Origin of the sequence: Maribacter spongiae (genome assembly GCF_047345125.1) — a bacterium.
In the GTDB taxonomy this organism is placed as follows: domain Bacteria; phylum Bacteroidota; class Bacteroidia; order Flavobacteriales; family Flavobacteriaceae; genus Maribacter.
Window position 1 is genome coordinate 377,818 of record NZ_JBLFEQ010000001.1, and the last position, 22,452, is coordinate 400,269.

The following is a 22,452-nucleotide window of genomic DNA, read 5'->3' on the forward strand; positions in this document are numbered from 1 at the left end:
CGAGGATTTTCAGAAGTAGGTGAGAACAAGCAATTACTTATAGCCATTGTTGTGCGTTCGTTTTTATTCTTTATTTTTCAAATCCAAGTGTCCACAAACTTCTTCAAAAACTTCACAAGGTTCGATGTCAATCGCCAATGCAATTAGGTACAATTCATCAGCCCGAAGTTTTGTAGACTCATTCGCACTTAATTGACTTAATCGAGATTTGCTTATTCCTGTTCGTCTCGAAACTTCAGCCTTGTTAATTGATTTTTTAGTTAAGTATAACCCTAATCCTGTCATTATTATATCAAATTTCTAGACATAAATATACTTAATAACTCCAATTGTTTAAAAAATCTAAACTTTTGTTTTTACTTTGGATATATTTTGAATACATTTGTGTAGAAAATCAATACTAATGTGTAATTTTTTACTATGAATAGATATACGAAAGCAGATTTGGAGAGAATAGTTTTTACTCAATTAGAGAATTTAAATGCAATGAATGACCTTTTGGCTATAATGAAAGTTCAAAATGAATTGCTTAACAATGCAAATAAGAAATTGAAAGATGAGATGAGTGAATTTAAACAGAAATTTTACTCGACAGTTAAGAGAAAATAGGCTTTAATTTTAAGCGAATAGTTTTTTTAATTTCCTATAAAAAACAGATTGAGACCTCAAAACAAGTCCACTTAAAATTGACCAAATGACAATAGTTGCTATAAATGTCCAATCAATTGAAAGGTCGAAATTAAATAATTGGATATTGTCGAATGGATTGAAAATATAACTTGCTAGTAAAATGATTTGAATTAATACTAGCATAAAAAATAATGAATTATGAAAATTTGGCATCCACGATAGTCTTTTTAAAATCCAAATCCAAACTCCATAAGTTATCCTTAATTGAATGGACATTCTTTTCAGCCTTTCTGAATAATCCTTTTGTTTTTTATTAAAACCCCAAGCAGGGTCATAGGATTTTGGAAATATATCGTCAGATTTATCTTTATTGTGAATTAATTTTGCTCGTTTTCTAATTCGGTTATTTACAAATTGGTCTCTTCTAAATCCATATGCCATATTTGAAAGAAGGACTAAACTTAACCCTAAAACAATTGTTGAAATAATTAGTGCAAGAGATAACAAAAAAATAGATGGTTTAGAATCCGTAGTTAGAATCTCTCCACCCATTGTGTAAACGTAACTATATCCAACTGTTACAGTAACAATTACAGAAAGAATCTGAAAGAATAATTTCTGATGATGATTTTGATTCTGAGCAAATTGCTCGTGAAAAGATTTTATAAGTTCGTCTTTCAGTTCCATTTTTGTTCAAATGACGCACAACACATAAATAACTCTGTATTTATGTCCGTTTTTCCAAAAATAAGAATTATTCGCTACCCCTTATAGTATAAGAGGTTGTATAAAATGAATTATGCAGGTATTTTATATAACAGGTTAAGCAAAACTATTAGAAATGTTATACAAAATACCTGTATGGATTTTTTAAAATATTCTTTTGAGCCTTCCGAGCATCGGGTCAAGAATATCGTTCCTATAAAATTTAGATTTAATAAAGCCTTGATAGCAGATCTACACAAAAGGTTTTCATCCGCGAAATGGAGCGCCACTAAAAAATCATGATATTCGCTAGGGAAGGAAAAAATGACAAGGTTAAGGAACAAAAGGACCATTTTTTGGCCTATTGAAAATTCAATAATAAAAAGATATAACACGCAATTAAAACTGGCAAAAATTGAACATGGTTATAGAACAAGCTTGGGTTATGAGGTTTACTCCCTTTTTACGATCATATAATAATCGTTGTCCAAAGGCAAATAGCCTAAATCATAAACAAAATAGTAGGTAGTGCCTTTTTTAGTAGTGTACAGGTTGGTGATAAAGTCAAAATCAAAGCCTTTGTCCAATAATCGGGTACGAGTGGTTTTGGTCTTTCCATCCGTTAGTTTATAACTATCCAGGATGCGGTAATTTTTTCGGAGACGGTTATTGATATTCCGCACCAAGTTTTTACTATCCTTATTTACTTTATTATTATAGGCATTGCGGCAGTAATCATTACAGAATTTTTTATCGATCCGCCCAATGATATCCCTTCCACATTCCAGACATTCCCTTTTCATTTATTCCCTTTTATAACGATACTCGATTTTTTCTACGATACTTTCAAAAGCTCTGTATCCCGTATAATCGGTCATCCATTTAGCAACGGATAAATCGGTCTTTGGCAAGGTCGCACTCTTGATAAAGGTCAATGTGCTTTGTATTGGTTCGCTTGGATCGGACAAAAGGCAAATTGGCAAAAAAGTTTTCATGTGGTAATGGTCGTTCGCAACAAGATACAAATTATCCGATTGCAAACGACTACAATTTATTTTTCATAAATTTCCACTCGGTCTTTTTTCAATTGGGTCTTATTTAGAATATATAGGACACCTTTTTAATAGGTAAGTCATGGAATCGATCCAACTATCTTTTAAATTAAAGAAAGGCTGGCGCGTTTTTGTATATATTTTTGAGGTATTTTTATACAGATCAAAATAGAGGGTGTAATTATAATTCTTTTCTTCATAGGTACTCGACTCGCTAAAATCATCTTCCCGGACCCTATCTTTTTTTTCTTTTAGTTCTGTACTTCCATAAGTTGTGGAGATTTCGGAATGTTCTATGTCATAAGAAACCTTTGCTGCTATAATATTATCCACGCCTAAAATACTTTGGAGGTCTTCTATTAAAATCTCATCTATATTTTTATAGTCTATCCCCGCTTTTTTTAATAAACTGTTGGTAACCCTTAAATCCTGTACGGTTAATGGGAATATATTGGATGCTCTCTTGATTAATTGGCCGTACACATCATTTTGGGCAAATTTTGCCATTTCTTGAGAACTGGAAAGAGTTTCCGAATTCACAAAAGGAATTGGCAGAACGGCAATTGTATTTTGCTCCAATTCCCTAATGCTATATTCTTGGATCTTTTTTTGTGATGGAGCATTTGACACTTCCTCATTTACACCTGGAACCGTTTTTGTTTCCAGAAAACTCTGTTTTCTCCCGTTGGCAAAGTCGATACGCGCAATTTTGGATATTTCCATGACGTTCACCAGGGTTTCGTTAGGAAGTGTATATTCTATATTGCTTTCTGACATTTTGGTGATGATCGCATCGATTATTGTATAGTCCCTTTTGATAATTTTATCTATTTTGGCATTTTGGGCCGAGACGGCATATGCGAACGATAGTAGTGTTAAAATGGTTAATGTGTTTTTCATTTGTCTAGATTTGATAAGTTGTCGTTTTTGTATGATTTCTATGAATTAGGCAATTCAGAAAGTAGTAATGCCGTTGGCTCAACGGAACGTTGATTTTATTTTTCCCCTGAAGTACAATAATGAAATCCGGGATTATTTTGCAGCTTTTGGCGGTAAAACTAATAAAACCTTACATTCTTATAATAAAAGAGGCCGATTTTTTGACTCCAGTATTATGATTGCCCTTCTTGCAACTGTTATGATCTATTTAAATAAAAGCTCCTGTGTTGATGGGCTAAATGATTTTAAGCTGGTGTTTGGTTAGAAGCCCCGATAGATTGTCTTTTGAAAAAACCGCATTTTTAATGGTATTCTTTTCCGGGTCTATTTTAAAGTTGTAGGCCGATCTTAAATCGACCTTTGTCAGATTGGTTTGATCGAAAATGGCCCTTGCCAGATCGCAGTTGTCAAATACGGTTTCGGTCAGGTTCGCTTCGGTAAAATCTACTTCGGTCAATTTACAATGGGCAAAGTGTTTTGCCTTATAATCTTCTCATGAAGCGTATATAAAAATTAAAGCCCTCGATTTTGAGGGCTTAGTTTATATTTTATTCTGTTTATTATCCTTGGACGTCTTGTTTCATGATAAATGAGTTTTAGTTTATTATGTTATAACGTAATATTACAAAAAATATTCCATTTCTTACATTTTCCTCTTTTTCTTGTCTAATTAGACGTTAATACGCTCTTTAAGTTACAATTTTAGTACTAAAACCGGATTCAAACATACCATCTTTAACATATCTAACATGTTTAAATGTTCTCTTTTTGGCTTTTTGCAAACCAGAAAGACCGTGTCTTCCCGTAACTATCAACTCTAAATAAACGTTATCTTCGTCAACTATTTGTTTTAAATCCTCATTAACAACCTTTGCCTGTATACAGTTGGGTCTATCAATACTCGTTATACCTGTAATAGATCCTGATATATAAACGTAACTATCTGTTTTAAGGTCTATTTTAGTATATGTTAAATCTTTTCCTTTAGGAAAAGCGTGTTTTTCTTCTACTTTACGCAGGTAAACCTTAACATCCCAACATTTTACCAAAGTGAAATTGATAATTTTAAATTTATAAGAACCATCTTTTTTACTGATTTTTTTTGAAACATAAAACCAAGGCCGAAAGGCAAAAAATACAATAAACAGAAAAGAAAAAGCGGAGACAAGCCCGGTCCAAACACCATTAGTGGAATTTAACCATTCCCATAAATTACAAAACATATGAAATTTGATTTAAAAGTTTGGGTTTGAGGCACACTAATATAGTATTTTCTTACAATATGTTAAAGTTTTTTAAAATTGTGAGAAAATATCGGTTTGACGTTGATTATTTTTGTGTCGTGTCAGAGAAGAAATTCAAAAAAGAAAAAGGAGCACTCCAGAAATGCAAGAAGAAGTTGAAAAATCAACACTACTCTTGACCGATGCATTTAAAATATTCATTCCCAAAAAAATAACATATCGTTATCTAACGTCGTAGGTTGGGGTCAACACATCGACCGAGTGAGTTTGTTCCTGAAAATGAAAAAGGTGTTTAGTAGATTGCTCCTTATGCTTTGCCTGTCGAACCAGTGGCAGTACGATCATGAAGTACTAAACTTGCTGAAAAATGGATGTCCAACATCCGAGAATTTATTTCCTTATTTTAATTTATATGTAAAATACTGATTATGAATTATATAAAAGTTTTTAAACGACTACAAATGATTACAAACGAAAGTAAATATTTTCTAACCGGATAACCTTTAAAGTGTGTTCTAGGTTTGCAGTGTCAAGTCAGGGAGGCTTGATGGTATTAACTGTTTAACGATAAATTAAATATTATGAACGCACTTAGAAACAAAGTACAGTTGATTGGGAATTTGGGTCAGGACCCAGAAATAATAGCCCTTGAAAGTGGAAGTAAATTGGCCAAATTTTCAATTGCCACTACCGAGAGTTATAAGAATGCCAGTGGCGAAAAAGTAGAAGATACCCAATGGCACAATATAGTTGCCTGGGGCAAGACCGCCGAAATCGTGGAAAATTATTTGACCAAGGGAAAACAGGTCGCCATAGAGGGGAAATTAACGCACCGCTCTTATGAGACCTCCGCAGGTGAAAAGCGATATATTACGGAGGTGAGGTGTAATGAACTTTTAATGTTGGGCAAGTAAGTTGTTCCAAGATATTAAAATCCCATGCTTTGGAACGCATGGGATTTTTTATTTTTTTCTATGATCGATAACTCTAATGGGTTTTCTGCCCAATTTGGATGCCTGAAGTCTTAGAATCTCCTCTTTTTTACAGAATTCAATCTTTGGCGATACACGTAACTTGGATCTGAAATGATCTTTAATATTTTGTGACAATTCCTCTGAAATGGACGTTGTGGCAATCTTTATCCTAATTTCATCCGTGCCAATGTCATTATGGTAAATTTCTATCGTATGGCTTTGTACTTCGTTAAAATCATTCAATAGATCGTCCATTGCAGGCGGATAAAGGGTAGTGCCCTTGTATTTTATCATTTGTCTTTTGCGGCCCAATACGGGACCTAAACGAAGTGTATTGCGGCCACATTTACAAGGCAATCGATGTGCGACTACTACATCACCCGTTCTAAACCTTAAGAGCGGCATCGCTTCAATACCGAGCGTGGTAATCGTAAGTTCCCCCGGATAACCTTCGGGAACTTCATTTCCCTTATCATCCAATATTTCCGCAATGATCAGCTCGGGATGTAAATGTCCGCCCTGTTGTTCCGGGCATTCCGTAAAGGCCGTACTCATTTCGGTAGAGGCATAGGTAGAATAGAGCTCGATACCCCATTTACGCTTTATTTTTTGTCCCAAAACATTCAACCCAAAATCCTGATCGCGGAGGGCTTCACCGATACAGATCGCCGCTTTAATTCCGGAGTTTTTATAATCTATATCATGGGATTCCGCATATTCTATCAATTTTAATAGGAACGAGGGCACTACGATCAAATAGGACGGATTGAATTTTAAAATGGTATCCCACTGCAATTCCGGTATTCCGGCACCTACACGAATGATTCCCGCACCCAACCTTCTTGCACCCAGAAAATAGGCAAGACCTGCCATAAAACGGCGATCTATAGTGGTGGTCAACTGTAAAACATCGTTTTTTTGCACACCTGCACAAGCAAAGGAAATAGCCTCGTTATAGGCCAAACGCTCTAAATCCGAATCCGTTAGACCTATAGTGACCGGGTCTCCCAATGTACCGGAAGTGGTTACAAAATCTATGATTTCCGTTTTGGGCACACAAAAGAAATCGTCATTATATTGTTGTAGGTCCTCTTTGTTGGTCGTTGGGATCCGAGTTAGGTCCTTTAGGCCCTTAATATCGGAAATGTCAATATTGGCCGCTTTAAAGAGCCTTTGATAGAAAGGGGACTTTTCTGCCAAATAAACGACCAGTTCCCTGAGTCTTTTTTCTTGAAGCCGTTTAATTTCTTCGGCCGGGGCCATTTCAATTTTCGCGGTCATAGTGTTATCTCCTTTTTATTTTACGAATATACCGCTCTACATTTTTCCGATCGGGTACCGTAGTTATTTCTTTTTTAACAGCTTTCAAAAAATAGGGGAGAGCCGCCGTTTCATATCCCCGGTCATAATTATATTTCCCCGCCAAATAGTATCCTTCCCAAAAATTCGGGTTCAGTTGTATAAGTTGATCTAATACCGTCTTATTGAGGTGCGTTTTTTGTGCGATCCCATTTTCAATTTCAGTTCTTAACGCCCTGTATTTTTCGTAATTGGAATAGGCCTTTGTTTCTAAAAAGGGATCCTTTTCGATATTTAGTTCACTTTTGGCAATAGTTTTATTGGGATCCAGGGCCTTCCCGAATATTTCCTTTAGATCGTAGGCCACAAATTCACCCAATTGGTACGGGTTACTGGAGACCCGGACCAAAAGATCTTCGGGTTGAAAAACAATACCATGGTGCGCCAATAATTGGTTCAGGGCTTTTTCGTTACCGTATCCGATTTCCTGTTCGTTCAGGCCCTTTCGGTTCCTTAAAATAATAACTGCCCTTTCGGGACCTACTTTTTCGGTGTTTTCCAAAAGCTCCGTCATACGGTCATACCGGTATTGGGAATGACTTTCAAAAATGTGCTTTTTATTTTTCTTATCCTGGGCATACGCTTTACTTTGAAAGTGATTGGCACAGATCAATTGACCGCTGTTCGCTACCTCATATACTCCAAAATTATTAGGGGAAACTTCAATAATGGCCGCTTTTTTATCCTTCGCACTGCCCACAAAAATAGATTCCGAAACAAATACCTCCCGTTTTTTTGCTATAGCGATGGCTTCTTCAATGGTGGAGGCGTATTGTAATATTTCTCTGGTGACCAGTGAAACGGGTGTTTTGGCGATCAAAGGAAACCTGGATTTCCCGGCATTGATGGTTACCGTAAGTCCCTGATCGTTCATGCCCGAAACCACACCGATCATTCCGCCCCAGGTAACCGACATGAAATTATGGCCCATATCCGGTTTTACAAAAGCGATGATCTTATTCTTGGCAAAGGCATCTCCGGCATAAAAATCGAAATTTCGGCCTATGACGAGTTTACCGTCCTTGCTTTGCGCTCCCCAGGCGGCAAAAGAAGAACAGCCCACCAATGCCAAATCCTGAAGTGCATGACCTATATCATGGGCACCGTGAAAATACATGATCCGTTGATAGGGTTTGGCTATATGATCGTAATCGGGAGAGGCGTATTGTGCAATGCCATAAAGTTCGGTTTTGTACTGTTCGTCTATATTCAGGTACATCTTTCTATTGAACCAGGCCAGGAATTTTCGCAATAGGTTCTGATATCCCCTGGAGGGTACCAGCTCATTGATCTTTTGGATAAAAATATCCTCTTGTTCGTTAAAAAGTTCCTGGGTGAGTTTACCTGTTTTTAACCCGAGTTCCAATGGGTTTCCATCTACATACAGTTCCCATAGCCCCTGACGATTTTTGCGCAGGAAGTTATCCTCCAATGTAAATGTGGAGTCGTTTAATTGGATACGTTCGGCAATATCCGTGGTATACCGGGCAATTTCGGGCCGGTCCCTGAGCGATTTTTTTACCCCGCAGGATACTATAAAAAGTGCAAGAAAAGAGACTTTGAGAAAGCGGTATATGTTTTGCACGGAGTTCAATTATCGGCCAGGTTTCTATGGGTTTTGCGTATGGCCAGTCTATCTTTATGATCCAGCCACTTCTGCCCCCAGTATTTTCTCGTAAAATTATCAAAATTCCTCATGATCAATACATTGTATAGCATATTGGCGAATCTTTTTGGGTTTCTCGGGAGCGCCCTTAACGTCATCGAAAAACCGCCGTCCAAGTATTTGATGTAATGCCAGTAACCACTGGGCATAAAGAGCGCATCACCATGCTCCATTTGGGCGGTGATACCTTCAACATATTGGAGTGCCGGATATTTTTCAAAATCCGGGTCGTCCATGTCTATGGCCTCCAGGTTGTGGATGGAATAAGGCACCCGGTATAAATATTTTGTTTGCCGGGGCGAAAAAAGGGTAACGCTTTTATGGCCATCAAAATGGAAATGCATACTATCCGGCAGATCAATATCATAGTGCATGAATACCCTGGATTCTCCACCACCAAAAAAAAGGGCGGGGAGCTTTTTAAAGAATTTTAGACCAATATCCGGATACTCAAAATCCTGCGTGAGTTCCGGCATCTTCTTTAGAATTTCATAGAAGAATATACGCAGGTCCGTTGGTTTGGTCTTTAAGATTTCGATATACTCCGTCAATTTCATTTTCCTGACCGGGGCATAAACACTTTGTTTGCCCTTTGCCGGTTCATTATTGTACAAGGGTACTATTTGGTCACCGGCCTTTTGTTGTATATAATCCAAGGACCATTTTTTATAAGCGGGCCAATTCTTGGTCATTCCCTTAATAAGTACGGGAAGCTGCGGTTTGTAAAAATGTTCAATGAATTCGGCTTTGGAGATTTGTTCCAGAACGGTAATCGGGGTCGTTTTGAATGTTCCCATCAGACAGGTGTTTTTTCGTTGGCCTTATTGCTTGAAGAGGTGATTTTTTTGATTAAATATGAGCCTCCTAGAATTTCAGAGCAGGTAACCACACCACTTATAGTTACTCCTAAAATACCGTGCATATTTAGGCTTTGGCCTGTAAAAAACAGGTTTGGAATTTTAGTCTTTGGAGATATAAAGGCCTTTAACGGATTTTCGATGTCCTTTATGTAGCCATACATGGAACCCTGGGTACAGCCAATATAATCTCGATATGACAAAGGCGTTGAGGTGTAAATGGATTGTATGCATTGGCCAAGGCCGGGAAATTTTCTCTCCAGTTCTTTGATAAATATATCAGCTTTATATTTTTTAAATTCGATATAACTTTGTCCTCTGTCATTTTTATGGGCAACGGTATTAAAGGTGGTTTCCCATGCTTTTACTTCGTCATAGCGCATGTAGGTAATGGCCGTAAGCTGTTCCCCCCATTCGTCCTGGTTCTTACGCACGCCCATAGAGACCATATAGGTTTCCGGCCAGCTTTCCTCAGTGTACCTATGGCCTTCCCAAACACTTTTGTAATCTTTAAAATGATAGTAATTCTTATTGATATAGGGAAATGTCCCGGGCTTTAAAACAATATGGATACTGAAAGCGGAAATGGTATTTTCCAGTTCTTGGATACGATAGTTGTAGGATTTTCTAAAATGTTCCTCCCCTATCATTTTAATGGTATGTTTTGGCTCGATATTGGAGATGAACAAATCTCCCAAAACCACCTTGCCATCGTTTAACGAGACCGATTTTATTTTTTTGTCCTCACAGGTAATATCCACAACTTCGCTGTGCTTAAAAGCATCCCCGCCAAGCTCTTTTAGTCTACGGACGAGCAATTTGGTAATCTGACTGCCCCCATCGGCACAGCGGTATGCGCTTTCAATATAAGAATTGATGGATAACGCATGAACGTATAACGGGGTTTTGTCCGGGTCGCCGGCATACAATAAATTAGATCCCGCCAGAACGGCTCTCAGTTTTTTGTTTTCGGTAAGCCCATCTATATAAGTCTTTGCGGATGTTTGGAATATTTCCGGGTCGTTTCCATACGGTTTTCCTTCCTCTAAATTGTACAACGGAAATTTATCGCATATGGCCTGTAATTTGTTGCAATAAGCTTCTATTCCTTTTTTTTCCTTTGGAAATTCCCGTATGAGCTGTTTCGCAAAATTTCCATATCCCTGTGCATGGGGATATTCGGTATCGTCATTGTCAAATGTAATGACATCAAAACCATTTTTATCGAGTTGCCTAAGGTGTAGGCCATCCAAAATATCCAAATACTCAAAATAGCGGTAAAGGTTTTGACCTTTGGAAAGTCCGCCTATATAATGTACTCCGGTATCAAAAATGGTCCGTTCCCTGACAAAGGTCTGTAAATTGCCTCCAAATTGGTTGTTCTTTTCCAGAACACAGACACTACGGCCCTCCCTGGCCAGGATATTGGCAGCTACCAATCCTCCCATACCACTGCCAATGATAACAACATCATAATACGTTTTCAATCGGATATGTTTTTTATAAGTATTATAAAATTATCATTTTGGACGCTAATGGAAAAACCAAGATTCAAAAGTGTATTAAAATCGAAGTTTCTGCTTGCTTTCAATAATATTATCGTAGTGACCCCTTGTGCAATGTGCCGTTCGATATATTCTAGACCGATACCCTCATAATTAAGCAGCAGCACATTGATCGGTGGGTCTGTACTTTCATCAAGGGAATCCAAAACGGAAATATGACCGTATTGATGGGTCAAAAAGCTATTTCGCAATAATTGATTGTCCGAAGGATCTGTTAAAAAGGCAACTATTTTTCGATCTATACCATCCAGTGCCAGGAGAAAGTCCAGCTGCCCGGAATCCTCTGAAATATGAAGAACGTTTTCTTTTGTATCGATGTTCCTTAGCAGTTCCGTGTAACTGTCGCCATAGACTTTTAGGTCATTCCGGACCTGTTCGTACAGACGGGTACCCTTGTGCCGATAATGTTCCAAAATAACCTTGTGCCAGTAGGCCGTATTTTCCACTTCATTTCTTAATCGTCGAAATTCCTTTCGGAAATAGGTTCCCAAAAGTTTCCCTTTTTGCGAGTAATTTTCACCAAAGGTTGTATTTTTTGGGGATATTCTAGGTAAAATTTTAATGGTGATACCCCCGTCCCTGATCACAAAACTTCCTTTGGGCAGTACTTCGGAATTACCATGTATCAAAATAGGAAGGATATCCAGCTTAAACCGTTCGGCCAAATAAAAAGCACCTTTATGGAACCGCTTTATCTTATTGCTCGTAGAGCGGGTACCTTCGGGAAAGGCCATTAAGGAAAATCCCTGTTCCACTTTTTGTTTCAGGTATGTTTCACCGTTTTCTATACCTCCACTTACGGGATAGGCTCCCACCAATTTGGCGGCACTCCCAAAAATAGGGGAATTGTACACCCAATCATTCACCAAAAAGATGATTTTGGGGTGCAACATACCTATACAGAGAATATCTAGGAAAGAGGTGTGATTGGCAATGATCATGGCCGGTTTCTTAAAATGTTCCCCGTACGGATTTTGGATTTCCTTTTTTACAAAAGGATTGGTGTAGAGTACGGAACCCATTAATTTGGAAACCGCTTTATGAAAACTCAAGTTCTTTTTTTCAATGCGTTTGGGGTCGAATTTTATAACGATCCAGGCGTAAACGGAAAACAAAAGACCACCCAGGCCAAAATAAGAAAAAGAGAGGACGGAATGTATAAAATAGCGAAGGGAAATAGGACGCTTTTTAGTATTACCGATAAAAAGCCGAAACAACAAGGGTTGGAACGTAAATGCTACAAAAGCCGCAGAACATATTCCGATCAAGGATACTTTGGCAATGGCGGTAAGTACCGGATGTTTTGCAAAAATCAATACACCCACTCCGGCAATGGTCGTGATAACGGATAGTATAATGGAGGTCTTGTGGGTCGGTAAATTGCGTTCTCCCGTTCTGTACCGGGTTAAGAGACCATGAGTAATGAATATGCTGTAATCCACTCCCAAACCAAAAATGAAACTACAGATAACAATATTAAAGATATTGAACTGCATCCCTAACGACCCCATGATTCCAACGGTTAAAAACCAGGTCAAAAAAATGGGTATTCCCGTAATCAAGGTCAACGACATACTTTTGTAAAAGAAGAGCAGTATAAAAACTACGGCAAACAAAGAATAGATCAGCAAGCGGTTAAAATCATTGCGTAAAGTACCCAAAAACGATTCATTCACCTGTTGCCGATCGATCAGCAAGGTTTGCTCCTTGTCCTTGAAATGCCCTTTGATCGTTTTTAGTTGATCTTCCTCAATTTTGACCAGTGATGTAATCGTTGTCCCATTTTGATCGGTAATAATATAGTCCTTAACGGATAGGGCCGGAATACTATCGTAATCTTGCACCGTTATCGGTTGAAAACCGGTCCGTAGCCATTTATGAAAATCATCGAACACGTTTTTTTTAAACCCGAGTTCGGTCCCTGACGATATTAAATTGTTCTTTAGGGAGTCTCTCTTGGCCAAAGTCCAAAAATGTTGCCAGGCAGCTATTTTTTTTTGTTGTGCCCTGCGTGATTTTACCAGACTGCCTATGGCGGTATGGCTTACGACAACCTTGTCCTTTTTTAATTGTTCCAATTCCGCATAAATGGAATCGTTGCGTTGCAATACCGTTTCTTTATCCGAACCGTAAGTGGATAGATAAACGGATTTAGATCCGATATCCGTTAATTTTTCCAAGTGTTCCTGGGCCGCTATCAGCGCATCGGACCTATAGTTCAGATCGTTGATGTCCTGATTGAAACCAACCTTGTTATAAGTGAAAATACTCACGATAAAAGCAATGATCAAAAGTGCCAGTGCCCACTTATTTTTATGAAGGCCATGGGAAACAATGCGATCCAAAAAAATTCCCTTGACAGCCGGATCTTTTTTATAACGATATACCTGTGGAATAAATATCAATGCAAAAAAGGAAGCTCCCGTTACGCTAATGGCAGCAAAAATACCCAAATCTTGAAGGGCCTGGGATTTCAGGAACAAAAGGCAAAGAAAGGCCGAGGCCGTGGTAAGGCTGCTCATCAGAACAGATGGGGCCACCTCTTTATATAGCTGCCCAACACTTTTCCCATTTCGGATATGTGTTAGAATATGTAGGGCATAATCCAGGGTTATCCCCAACAAAATAGAACCGATACCCAAGGAAATAACGGAAACCCGTTCCCTGTACAGAAATAAGAAGGCCAAAGAAAGTAATGCCCCAAAAACGGTAGGCGCAAATAAGATGAACGGTAGGGTGGGTTTTTTATAAAAAAGAATGAGTAGTACCACCAGTAATGTCATGGTGATGCTCACGGTAAACAGAATATCTTTTCGTATTTGATCTGCATTGGCAACGGCAACGAGGGCCGCACCAAAAAATGAAATGTCTATTTTACTGCCATATGATTGATTCAGTTTCTCCTTTAACCTATACAGGCCATCGGAAAATGGTTTGTTTTCTACCGTGGCACTCGATGGAAAGGTAGGAGTGATAAAAAGAAGAATATTTGTTTCCTTCTTGTTGACCAAAAACCCATTTTTTAGTTTAAAGTTCTCCGCAATGCCTAGTTGATGTAATTTTTTTAGGGCTATGAACGATAGTCCCAAAGGGTCCTTCAGGATGCTTTTTTTGGCCATGATACCCGAAGGTGAGATCAACGTCCGGTAGTTTTGCCCCATAATTTTGGCAATACTGTCTTTTGAAAGCTTATGCTTTATAGAGGCATAATCTACTTTGTCTAGGAATAAGGGGATGTTTTCATAAACAAAATTGAAGGTTTTTAAAACTTCGGCATCATCAATTTTCCCTTGTATGTCTTTAACATGCTCCCCATGATTCTGCCTGATGCTATCAATAAAATCGGATGCATATTGTGTCAAATCCGCTATAGAGGTATTTTCGTTTTTTTGGATATTTACGATAATCTTGTCCGTAAACGAAATGGATTTCAGGACTTTTTGTACTCTTTTGGATTCTTCATTGGCCGGGATTAAGGCCGTAATATCATCTTCTAATCTAATTTTAGAGGCAAAAAAAGCAAGTACGCCCGTTAGAACAACAAATACAATAATACTTGTTATTCTGTTTTTATTGATGAACCGGTATGTGCCGTGAAAAATATCACCCATTGTTTACCACCATTTTTCGCTTGCCAAAAAATGTAAGGATAAGATAACCTATTCCTCCGGATAAAATAGCACCCAAACTTGCAATGGTCAGACTCCCTACAATGTAAGCTTTTAGATTGGTGAGAAAGTTAAAGTCTGTAATGTTGCTTTCAATTGAAAATATAAGTTCCTCTCCTAAGATCCAGCTGCCCGTTCGGATACTGAAAAAAATGATAAAAGGGATGAACGGGGGTAGGCTAATATTGGAAAAGGCAAAGGCAATAGGTTTGTTCAATCTAAAAACAAAGGCCAGAAATAAGACCAATAGGGTATGAAACCCCCAAAAAGGACTTAGCCCGATGAAAATGCCCAATGCAATGGAAAGGGCTTTTTTGATAGGGGCATCCGTACTACCGAGCAAATCTTCCAAAAGAAACTTTTTCACCCCCTTTTTTCTTAGCTTTCTATACAGTTCCCGTGGCTTTATATAGAAAATGGCAACAAGGACAAACCAGGTATTCAAGATGCTGATTCTTGTAAAATCCGGCACAGTCCTAAAATGGGATACACGCTCCGCATCGCCATAATGTATTTTTACCGGAATATTTTTGACCAAGGTCCCTTCCCAGGCCGCTTTTACGATTACTTCAATTTCAAATTCAAACTTTGGAGTAAATAGCTTTAGCTTCTGTATTTCTTTAAGGGGATACATACGATATCCGCATTGGGTGTCCGTCAACCAGTTTCCCGTCTCGAACCAAAACCAAAAGTTGGAAAATTTATTTCCGAAACTGCTTTTGCCGGGTACATCGGATTGTTCCATATTTCTGGCACCGATATAAAGGACGTTTTTGGTTCCTTCCTTTTCCAGGGCATCCAAAAAGACCGTTATATCCTCCGGAAAATGCTGGCCGTCCGAATCAATGGTAATGGCATAATCATAGTTTTTTTCCAATGCCGTTTTAAACCCCGTTCGCAATGCCTTTCCTTTCCCTTCATTTTTTGATAAATGAACTTGAAGTATTTGGGGGTAATTCTTGAGAATAGAAGCCGTTTCATCCGTGGCACCATCGTTTATAACAATAATTTCCGAAGAGTATGCCATAACGCCGTCCAATACCCCACTCAATGTTTTGGCATTGTTATAAGTAGGAATGATGACACAGCAATTTAACCGTTGCATTTTCTCATGAACGGTAATGTCGGAATCTGTTGTGTAATCCTTTATCAAGGTCTTGATGGAATTAATGTACAAAGATAAGCATAAGGAAGTGCCTAGTACAACTGCTTTTCGGCCGTGGTAAAAAGGGTGGAAGAAGCCACATAATCCGTTATCAGGCTTTTTACAGCGGAGTTTTTGGTTTTTTCGTAATTGTTATGGATAAAAAATTTGTCCTCTTTCAGATTACCTTTATAACCAACAATTTTTGGGGCATTCTCCTGAACACTTAATCTTAAAAACCGGATTTCAATATTGGAAGGTTCTTTTGTTATGGCCAATTCCAAAAATGTAATTCCTTTCTTAAAGAATGCTTTTTTGTTTTTTATGCCTTTGGCATGTTTTGCCTTTAAGGTTAATAAAGCGCCCTTGTAGCCTATTAGAACGGGCTTGTCCGTTGCCGATACTTCCAACAGCATCGTATTTAGATCATGGGTAATTTCGGGACTATGATATGCCTGCTTATATTTTTGACGGACTTCCGCCAAATCGATTTCCGTCAGAAACCCACCCAATAGCAATAAGAGAATACATACTTTCATTTAGTTCCTGTTTTTGAAAGTAGCGTTCAATTTTAATGCCAGGGTATCTTCAAACTTCACCGAATTTTTCACCTTGACTTCATTTTCCGTCTCGGAAAGCTCCAATACAAAGTGTATGGTGTCATTTTTCTCCGGATTAATGACCGTCATAAACTTTACATTGGAAGCCATAGTAAGCAATAATTTCCTTTCCAATGCTTTTTCGGCCAGTTCCTTTGTCATTTGAATAACGCAGACTCCGGGCAAAACCGGATGACCGGGAAAATGACCTCCAAAAATTTCATGGTTTTTGTTCAGTTTAATAGAAGCTTCAACGGTTTGTTCTTTATAAAGAAAATTCAGGATTTCATATAGACCTTCTATCAACATTTGTTCAAATTTTAAATTTATAAGCGGCCCCGATTTGGAAAACCTCGTTCAGATTACTGCCGTTCTCTTCATACAGGTCATCCGCTCCAAAGAAATCAATGCTTACCGTTCCCTGTTTGTAGCGTGCTTCTAAGATGAGCCCAAAATTAAATTCATAACCTAGGCCGCCAAATACCACAACATCAAAAGGGGAAATTTCACCATCTCCCTCCCCATTGAAAAAGGCTACAAAGTTGTTCTTGATGTTAATGTCCAACCCTGCTCCCAAAATAAAATGGAATCCTTTATTGGTATCCACATAGAACTTATTTGTGGCGGCTATGGATAAATAATCGATTTCGACATCACCAAACTCCGTTGAACGGGATTCGCCTCCCTGGCCGGAGTAATAAAGTTCTGGCTGGAGTGTATAACGATCGGTCAGTGGAATATCTAGAATCCCCCCAATATATACCCCTTGCTTGTGTTCCAAAAGGGTCTTGCTTATGGCACTGTTGTTCCAGCCTAATTTAATACCTGGTCTAACCTGGGTATATAGGCTTGTATGGAGAAGCCCCATACAAAGGATAATGACAAAACCCGATTTTTTCATTTAAAAGGCATTTAGGGTTATTTGAAGGTTTAGATTTTTATGTAAAACCTTAATATGTTGTGCAATGTTATCATTTATTTCCGAAAACGAAAAAATGACCTGTTCCTTTTGTGGGCCGACCCGGATAATTTGCTTTAACCGTTCTTCCCCGAAAGAATAGAAATGACTGTTTTTACCGATTTTTGTTTCAATCAAGATGTTGCTTTGATCGCTGTAGTATTTTATAACCACAGGTTTCTCCTTGATCAGTGCTTCAAAATCCTTTTTAAGAATGTTAACCAGTATTTTTTTATCCATCTCTTTCAATATCCTATTGATTTTGAACGTATTGCCCTTAAAGGAAAAATCGAATAGGGTATTTCCCATTTCGGTCGCAAAAACGATACGATGTTCTTGGGAGGCAATTTTTTTGATGGCCAAAACCCCTCCAAATGTTCTCTTATGAATTTTTATAACGGCCTTATAAACATAGTCTTTTGAACTATCCGAGAAATAGGGGTTCAGGATATGTTTTTTCGGAATGGCGATTTCTTCAAAACCCATTTTTTTGGGATAGGATGTACATCCTACTATAATTATCAGAAGACTACTGAGCAAAAACCGCATCGGGGATAGCTTGGTTTTCTACTCTATTGCCAAAGACGATCTGCGTATAATCGTCATTGGGTTCGACCATTTTTACTTCCGTAACCGCTCCCGATGCTGAAAAGACAATATGAAACGCTTTTATGAATTCCGAAAGTTGGGCGTCTTTTGGTTTAAAGTGTACCATACTTTTACCCGCCTCTTGAAAATAGGAAATATCAAATTGTTCCATAATGAACATATCCCCGCTAATACTGGCCGTAATTAATCCATTTAATTGTTTAAAGGTCGTGCTGGAACCCAAATCCATATTGCTTTTGTTTCCATCATCATTGATAAAAAGCTGTTCGTTTTTAAAAAGAACGGAATAGGAAAAAGGTCTTGTGTATTCCCATTTGACAATATCGGGTGCCTTAAAGGCCAACCTTCCGGCAGACTCGATATCATTGGACAAAAAATCCAGGTGTTTGTATTGAACGAAATCACTTGTAATGGTATGGGTGTTCTTTGCCTTTTCCTTTACTCTTGCCCGTAAAGATTTGGCTTCGGTAGCGCTCATTCTGGTCTGGGCCGTCAGATTACAGGTTAAAATTAAAAAAAGGAAAAGTATTTTATGCATAAGCCTTTATCTGAAGTAATTCATCCACGGTAACGGACCGCAACTTTTGTTGTTCCAAAAATAACAATAACCGTTCCAAAACACGGATTGTTTTCGCACTGGTATCATGGAGTAAGACAATGTCTCCTTTAGAAACCTTGGAGGTAATTCGTTTTAAGACCGTATTGTCCGTTCTGGCAGTGGTGTCCAGAGAGCGAACGTTCCAGCCAATGGCATTCAATCTTAAATTTTTTACCGCTTTTGCAATGCTTGGATTGGTTACCCCGAATGCAGGTCGGTAGAACTTCATTTCAAACCCCATTTTTTTCGTCACCAATTTTGTGGTCGCCCGTAATTCCGCCGTTACATGTTCGGTATTAAAAAAACCAAAGGATTTGGAATGGGAGAAAGTATGGTTGCCCACTGTATGACCGGCATCAATAATGCTTTTAAAAATATCCGGGTGTTTTTCTATTTGCTTCCCGATACAGAAAAAGGTGGCCTTGGCATTGTGTTTTTTCAATAACGCCAATACTTTGGGGGTGAATTGGGGGTGTGGCCCATCATCAAACGTAAGGGCTATATGGTCATTCTCCGTATTCTTATTGGAATGTAGTGCCTTTAAATGATAGTTCCACCGGATGAAAAAGGATCCGCACAGCGTAATCAGGAACCAAATAAAAATTATGGAAAAAACCGACCATATTGGTGCCGTGTTTGAAAAATAGAGTAAGGTAAACGTTGCAAGCGTTGTTGCGAATAATAGGTTTATGGGTTTTCGCCTTAGCATTTTTGAAGTAATACGATACTGTGGTTCTTTCCCCTATATTGGTTATAGAGCAGTATGGTCTCTACTTTTTCGGGGGTTTTTCCGTTTACTTTAAGAACATCGGGAATGTGCTGTGTTCTGAGCATTTGATTGGCCATCCAAAATGCAAAACCGGTCGCCGTATCAAACTCGCCCGAAACATGCTTATAATAGATCTGTGGGATATCCGCCAAAATGCCGGCACTTAAATTATGGTAATAACCGTCGTATTCCACATCGCCATTGTACCCGAGAACGACCAAATCCATATCCGATAATTCCATTTCCTGTCTTTTCAGGAAATCTTCAATTTTTAATGGTACCTGTTCTGGTGTCAACGCATTGAAGGTGTCTATTCCTAAAAACCGGGCATAGGTAAATGATCGCTTTTGATTGGAAAGCACAAAAAAGTGGGAACCTTCCGCAACTTTATTTCCTTTGGTGACCGAAGTTAAAAGTTCCTCGGGTGCCTGGGGTTCTTCTTTTATATGGCCTATGAGTTTATGGGTATCTATGTGGTGGTCCACCAATTCATCCACACCACCGACTAAAATATTTTCGGCTTCACCCAGTTCCAACTGCATTTTGGCATCCCAAAGACCGGATTCAAAAGAGACTGTGGCATGAACATAGGTATAATTGTATCCTTTACAGCCCATGTCCAATGCAATTTGTCCGGCAACGGTATTATGGGAGGATTGTATGAATCGGGTGGGGGTAAGGTATTGTTCGTTATTGTCTATAATATCGCTTAGAAATTTCTCAGAATCGCCTAAGCAGCCCAATCCGGTACCCACTATGATGGCATCAACATTGCTCAGTTGTGCCTCTTTCATGGCGGTTTTGGAGCTGACCATACTCATTTTTATCCCTTTGGCCATTCTTCTGGCCGCTGCCGGGGGAAGGTATGCCTTATAATTGGGATCCACTACTTTAAGACAAGATTCGGAATGGGGTATAATATCTTCCAAAAATTCGGAATTATCGAATGTTTTCTGAATGGATACGGAACCGATGCTATTTATATAAACGGGTTTTTTCATGGCTCCTTTGAGAAAATTAAGGTTGAACAGTTTCCGCCAAACCCGAATGAATTGGACAATACCGTTTTCAGGTCTTTTTTTGCCAAGGTGACCTCGGGCATCAAATCAAATTCCTTCATCGGCGTTTTAAAATTGAGATTGGGATAGATTACATTGTGTTGTAACGCCAATACGGAGTATACGGCCTCTATACCTCCGGCCGCGGCCAATGTATGTCCCGTAAAGGCTTTGGTGGAACTGAACGGGGGCACATTATTTTCCCCGAACACCCGTAATAAAGCCCTGCCTTCGGATAAATCGTTGTTTGGTGTAGCGGTACCATGTGCATTAATATAATCTATGTCCCCGGGCGATATTCCCGCAACCTTTAACGCCCTTTCCATGGCCAGAACGGCACCATCCCCGTTTTCGGAAGATGCTGTTTGATGAAAAGCATCATTGGCGTTGCCATACCCTTTTACATAAGCTAGGACTTTTCTATTTTCCCTGGTTACCACTTCATCGGATTCCAATACTAAAAAAGCAGCGGCTTCCCCTAAATTAAGCCCTTTTCGCTCCTCATCAAAAGGAGTGCTGTAGGTATCCGAAAATATCATCAAGGTCTTGAAACCATTAATGGTGAATTTGGATAGACTGTCCGATCCGCCAACAATGACCCTGTCCAACTCTCCCGATTTTATCATTCTGGCCCCCAACATAATGGCATTGGCAGCAGAGGAACAAGCCGTACTAATGGTGGTTACAAAACTTTCTTCTAGCCCGATCGCTTCAGCTATTTTTTGTGTGGAATCACCCGCATGGAGTGCATTGATGTGGATCCAATGCGTATCCCGTTCAAAGTAATCGTAAAAATATTGCTCGGCCTTATCCATACCACCCACCGTAGTACCTGAAATAAGCCCGGTACGGTAATCGTTGATATTGGGAATCCCCGCTTGTGCAATGGCTTCCCTGGCAGCTATGATGCCTAATATAGGCGTTCTGGAATAGGTGTTTTCGGAAAGATTGAGTTGGGACTCAAAAGTCCTGTTGGTAGTGGATATTTCCCCCACCATGATCTCGTTCTTATGTACGGTATCTATCTGCGAAATCCTGGAAATACCTATTTTTTCCGAGACCAAAGAAGTGTGGTTTTCTTTGACATTGTTTCCAATGGCCGAAATCACGCCCATTCCTGTAATGGCAACACCTTGTTGGTTCATGGATCGTATTTAAAAAGAGACTTAATTTCTACCAATAGGTTTAGAGGGCAGATCTAAGGTTTATGGACAGTGATGTAAGCGGCCATGGTATCCACGGATTCAAAAATCTTTCTGCCCTGCTTGGGATCGGCCAGTTTTATACCGTAATCCTTGTCCAGCATTACAATGAGTTCCAAAGCGTCTATGGAATCCAATCCAAGACCGTCACCGAAAAGCGGGTCGGAATCCGCAATTTGATCTACGGAAACATCCTCCAGGTTTAGTTGCTCAATAATTTTCTCCTTTAATTCTAGTTTTAAATTGCTCATTGGTGTGGTATAATCGGTTTATTTCGGCAATGGAATGTACAAAAGTACCCTTCTTTGCTACAACATACAAAAATGCATCATATTTTCCATGGTCCATATCCACCCAACCGCACAAGGCCTTTTCCGCCTTATTTTCAGTAAGAAGGCAGTTGGCATAGTCATGCGGAACATGGGGGGAGAACGCTTCAAATATAAAAAAACTATTCTCCGAATATAATTGATGCTTAATACTAATTTCTCCCATACATATATTGGGCAGGGTATATACGAATACTGCCGGGCTCGGATAGTACTGTGCGGTATCTTGTATGGATCGCTGGTGTTTTCTGTCCGTATCCAGACTTGCAGAACTGTTGGAAAAAATCAAGGCCATATTCTTTTCCCCTTCTTTTTCCAGGAGTAGGTCTGCCGCCATAAAGGCAAGCTTGCTTAGATTGTCCATTTTAAAAAACTTGGAATAATCCATGTCCAGTTTTTTATAGGCCGATTTCATAACCGACTTAAAATCGCTGTCGGAACTTTTAAAAATGGTCTTTCCGTTCCTGGAAATCGTTCCCTTTCTAATATGGCAATAGTCCTGTATGTAAAAGGTTTTTTCCAATAGA

Annotated in this window: 25 protein-coding genes; 2 read left to right on the forward strand and 23 right to left on the reverse strand. The window is 38.9% G+C overall.

Features of this window, described 5'->3' with window-relative positions:
• Positions 1-63: 63 nt before the first annotated feature.
• The gene (locus tag ACKWB9_RS01780; RefSeq protein ID WP_414001261.1) at positions 64-285 is read right to left on the reverse strand and encodes a helix-turn-helix domain-containing protein; all 222 of its coding nucleotides are present in this window, start codon (positions 283-285) and stop codon (positions 64-66) included.
• Positions 286-420: 135 nt separating this feature from the next.
• Here ACKWB9_RS01780 and ACKWB9_RS01785 point away from each other — a divergent pair, with 135 nt between their 5' ends.
• Positions 421-609, forward strand: coding sequence for a hypothetical protein (locus tag ACKWB9_RS01785; protein ID WP_414001262.1), 189 nt, complete (start codon positions 421-423; stop codon positions 607-609).
• A 9-nt stretch (positions 610-618) separates the two neighbouring features.
• Here ACKWB9_RS01785 and ACKWB9_RS01790 read toward each other — a convergent pair whose 3' ends face one another.
• From ACKWB9_RS01790 to ACKWB9_RS01815, 6 genes are all read right to left on the reverse strand, one after another.
• The gene (locus ACKWB9_RS01790) at positions 619-1,317 is read right to left on the reverse strand and encodes a hypothetical protein (protein ID WP_414001263.1); all 699 of its coding nucleotides are present in this window, start codon (positions 1,315-1,317) and stop codon (positions 619-621) included.
• A 470-nt stretch (positions 1,318-1,787) separates the two neighbouring features.
• Positions 1,788-2,138 (reverse strand): hypothetical protein, encoded by a 351-nt coding sequence (locus ACKWB9_RS01795; RefSeq protein ID WP_414001264.1) that lies wholly within the window; start codon positions 2,136-2,138, stop codon positions 1,788-1,790.
• Positions 2,139-2,330 carry a hypothetical protein gene (locus tag ACKWB9_RS01800; protein ID WP_414001265.1) on the reverse strand — a complete coding sequence of 64 codons (192 nt, stop codon included), beginning with the start codon at positions 2,328-2,330 and terminating at the stop codon, positions 2,139-2,141. It abuts the gene before it with no gap.
• Between the two features lie 99 nt (positions 2,331-2,429).
• Positions 2,430-3,287 carry a hypothetical protein gene (locus tag ACKWB9_RS01805; RefSeq protein WP_414001266.1) on the reverse strand — a complete coding sequence of 286 codons (858 nt, stop codon included), beginning with the start codon at positions 3,285-3,287 and terminating at the stop codon, positions 2,430-2,432.
• 274 nt (positions 3,288-3,561) lie between these two features.
• A complete protein-coding gene (locus ACKWB9_RS01810) occupies positions 3,562-3,783 on the reverse strand; it encodes a pentapeptide repeat-containing protein (RefSeq protein ID WP_414001267.1) in 222 nt (73 codons plus the stop codon).
• A gap of 232 nt (positions 3,784-4,015) precedes the next feature.
• Positions 4,016-4,549, reverse strand: coding sequence for a hypothetical protein (locus ACKWB9_RS01815; protein WP_414001268.1), 534 nt, complete (start codon positions 4,547-4,549; stop codon positions 4,016-4,018).
• 602 nt (positions 4,550-5,151) lie between these two features.
• Between ACKWB9_RS01815 and ACKWB9_RS01820 the strand changes: the two genes are divergently transcribed.
• On the forward strand, positions 5,152-5,484 hold the full coding sequence (locus tag ACKWB9_RS01820; RefSeq protein WP_414001269.1) for a single-stranded DNA-binding protein: 333 nt from the start codon (positions 5,152-5,154) through the stop codon (positions 5,482-5,484).
• A gap of 48 nt (positions 5,485-5,532) precedes the next feature.
• Here the strand turns inward: ACKWB9_RS01820 and flxY are convergent, their stop codons facing one another.
• From flxY to ACKWB9_RS01900, 16 genes are all read right to left on the reverse strand, one after another.
• Positions 5,533-6,825: a flexirubin biosynthesis putative acyl-CoA ligase FlxY gene (gene flxY / locus ACKWB9_RS01825; RefSeq protein WP_414001270.1), complete on the reverse strand. Its 1,293-nt coding sequence runs from the start codon at positions 6,823-6,825 to the stop codon at positions 5,533-5,535.
• 4 nt (positions 6,826-6,829) lie between these two features.
• Positions 6,830-8,488, reverse strand: coding sequence for a C45 family autoproteolytic acyltransferase/hydolase (locus tag ACKWB9_RS01830; RefSeq protein WP_414001271.1), 1,659 nt, complete (start codon positions 8,486-8,488; stop codon positions 6,830-6,832).
• Positions 8,489-8,493: 5 nt separating this feature from the next.
• Complete coding sequence (locus ACKWB9_RS01835) at positions 8,494-9,366, reverse strand: cupin-like domain-containing protein (RefSeq protein WP_414001272.1); 873 nt, start codon at positions 9,364-9,366, stop codon at positions 8,494-8,496.
• Positions 9,366-10,913 (reverse strand): phytoene desaturase family protein, encoded by a 1,548-nt coding sequence (locus ACKWB9_RS01840; protein ID WP_414001273.1) that lies wholly within the window; start codon positions 10,911-10,913, stop codon positions 9,366-9,368. Before ACKWB9_RS01840 ends, ACKWB9_RS01835 begins: the two co-directional genes overlap by 1 nt.
• The gene (locus ACKWB9_RS01845) at positions 10,910-14,602 is read right to left on the reverse strand and encodes a 1-acyl-sn-glycerol-3-phosphate acyltransferase (protein ID WP_414001274.1); all 3,693 of its coding nucleotides are present in this window, start codon (positions 14,600-14,602) and stop codon (positions 10,910-10,912) included. The genes ACKWB9_RS01840 and ACKWB9_RS01845 overlap by 4 nt, the downstream gene beginning before the upstream one ends.
• Positions 14,595-15,764: a DUF2062 domain-containing protein gene (locus ACKWB9_RS01850; RefSeq protein WP_414001426.1), complete on the reverse strand. Its 1,170-nt coding sequence runs from the start codon at positions 15,762-15,764 to the stop codon at positions 14,595-14,597. The genes ACKWB9_RS01845 and ACKWB9_RS01850 overlap by 8 nt, the downstream gene beginning before the upstream one ends.
• A gap of 92 nt (positions 15,765-15,856) precedes the next feature.
• Positions 15,857-16,342, reverse strand: a complete 486-nt coding sequence (locus ACKWB9_RS01855) for a hypothetical protein (protein ID WP_414001275.1) — start codon at positions 16,340-16,342, stop codon at positions 15,857-15,859.
• Positions 16,343-16,711, reverse strand: coding sequence for a 3-hydroxyacyl-ACP dehydratase (locus ACKWB9_RS01860; protein WP_414001276.1), 369 nt, complete (start codon positions 16,709-16,711; stop codon positions 16,343-16,345). It abuts the gene before it with no gap.
• 4 nt (positions 16,712-16,715) lie between these two features.
• A complete protein-coding gene (locus tag ACKWB9_RS01865; protein WP_414001277.1) occupies positions 16,716-17,303 on the reverse strand; it encodes an outer membrane beta-barrel protein in 588 nt (195 codons plus the stop codon).
• Positions 17,304-17,846 (reverse strand): flexirubin biosynthesis protein LolB2, encoded by a 543-nt coding sequence (gene lolB2, locus ACKWB9_RS01870; protein WP_414001278.1) that lies wholly within the window; start codon positions 17,844-17,846, stop codon positions 17,304-17,306.
• Between the two features lie 43 nt (positions 17,847-17,889).
• Positions 17,890-18,507: a flexirubin biosynthesis/transport protein LolA2 gene (gene lolA2, locus ACKWB9_RS01875; RefSeq protein ID WP_414001279.1), complete on the reverse strand. Its 618-nt coding sequence runs from the start codon at positions 18,505-18,507 to the stop codon at positions 17,890-17,892.
• Positions 18,500-19,276: a polysaccharide deacetylase family protein gene (locus ACKWB9_RS01880; RefSeq protein ID WP_414001280.1), complete on the reverse strand. Its 777-nt coding sequence runs from the start codon at positions 19,274-19,276 to the stop codon at positions 18,500-18,502. The genes lolA2 and ACKWB9_RS01880 overlap by 8 nt, the downstream gene beginning before the upstream one ends.
• Entirely contained in the window at positions 19,270-20,337 is a 1,068-nt protein-coding gene (locus ACKWB9_RS01885) for a beta-ketoacyl synthase N-terminal-like domain-containing protein (RefSeq protein ID WP_414001281.1), read from the reverse strand. Before ACKWB9_RS01885 ends, ACKWB9_RS01880 begins: the two co-directional genes overlap by 7 nt.
• Entirely contained in the window at positions 20,334-21,539 is a 1,206-nt protein-coding gene (locus ACKWB9_RS01890; protein WP_414001282.1) for a beta-ketoacyl-[acyl-carrier-protein] synthase family protein, read from the reverse strand. Before ACKWB9_RS01890 ends, ACKWB9_RS01885 begins: the two co-directional genes overlap by 4 nt.
• A gap of 53 nt (positions 21,540-21,592) precedes the next feature.
• On the reverse strand, positions 21,593-21,847 hold the full coding sequence (locus ACKWB9_RS01895; RefSeq protein ID WP_414001283.1) for a phosphopantetheine-binding protein: 255 nt from the start codon (positions 21,845-21,847) through the stop codon (positions 21,593-21,595).
• Positions 21,807-22,448: a 3-oxoacyl-ACP synthase gene (locus ACKWB9_RS01900; protein WP_414001284.1), complete on the reverse strand. Its 642-nt coding sequence runs from the start codon at positions 22,446-22,448 to the stop codon at positions 21,807-21,809. Before ACKWB9_RS01900 ends, ACKWB9_RS01895 begins: the two co-directional genes overlap by 41 nt.
• Positions 22,449-22,452: the final 4 nt, after the last annotated feature.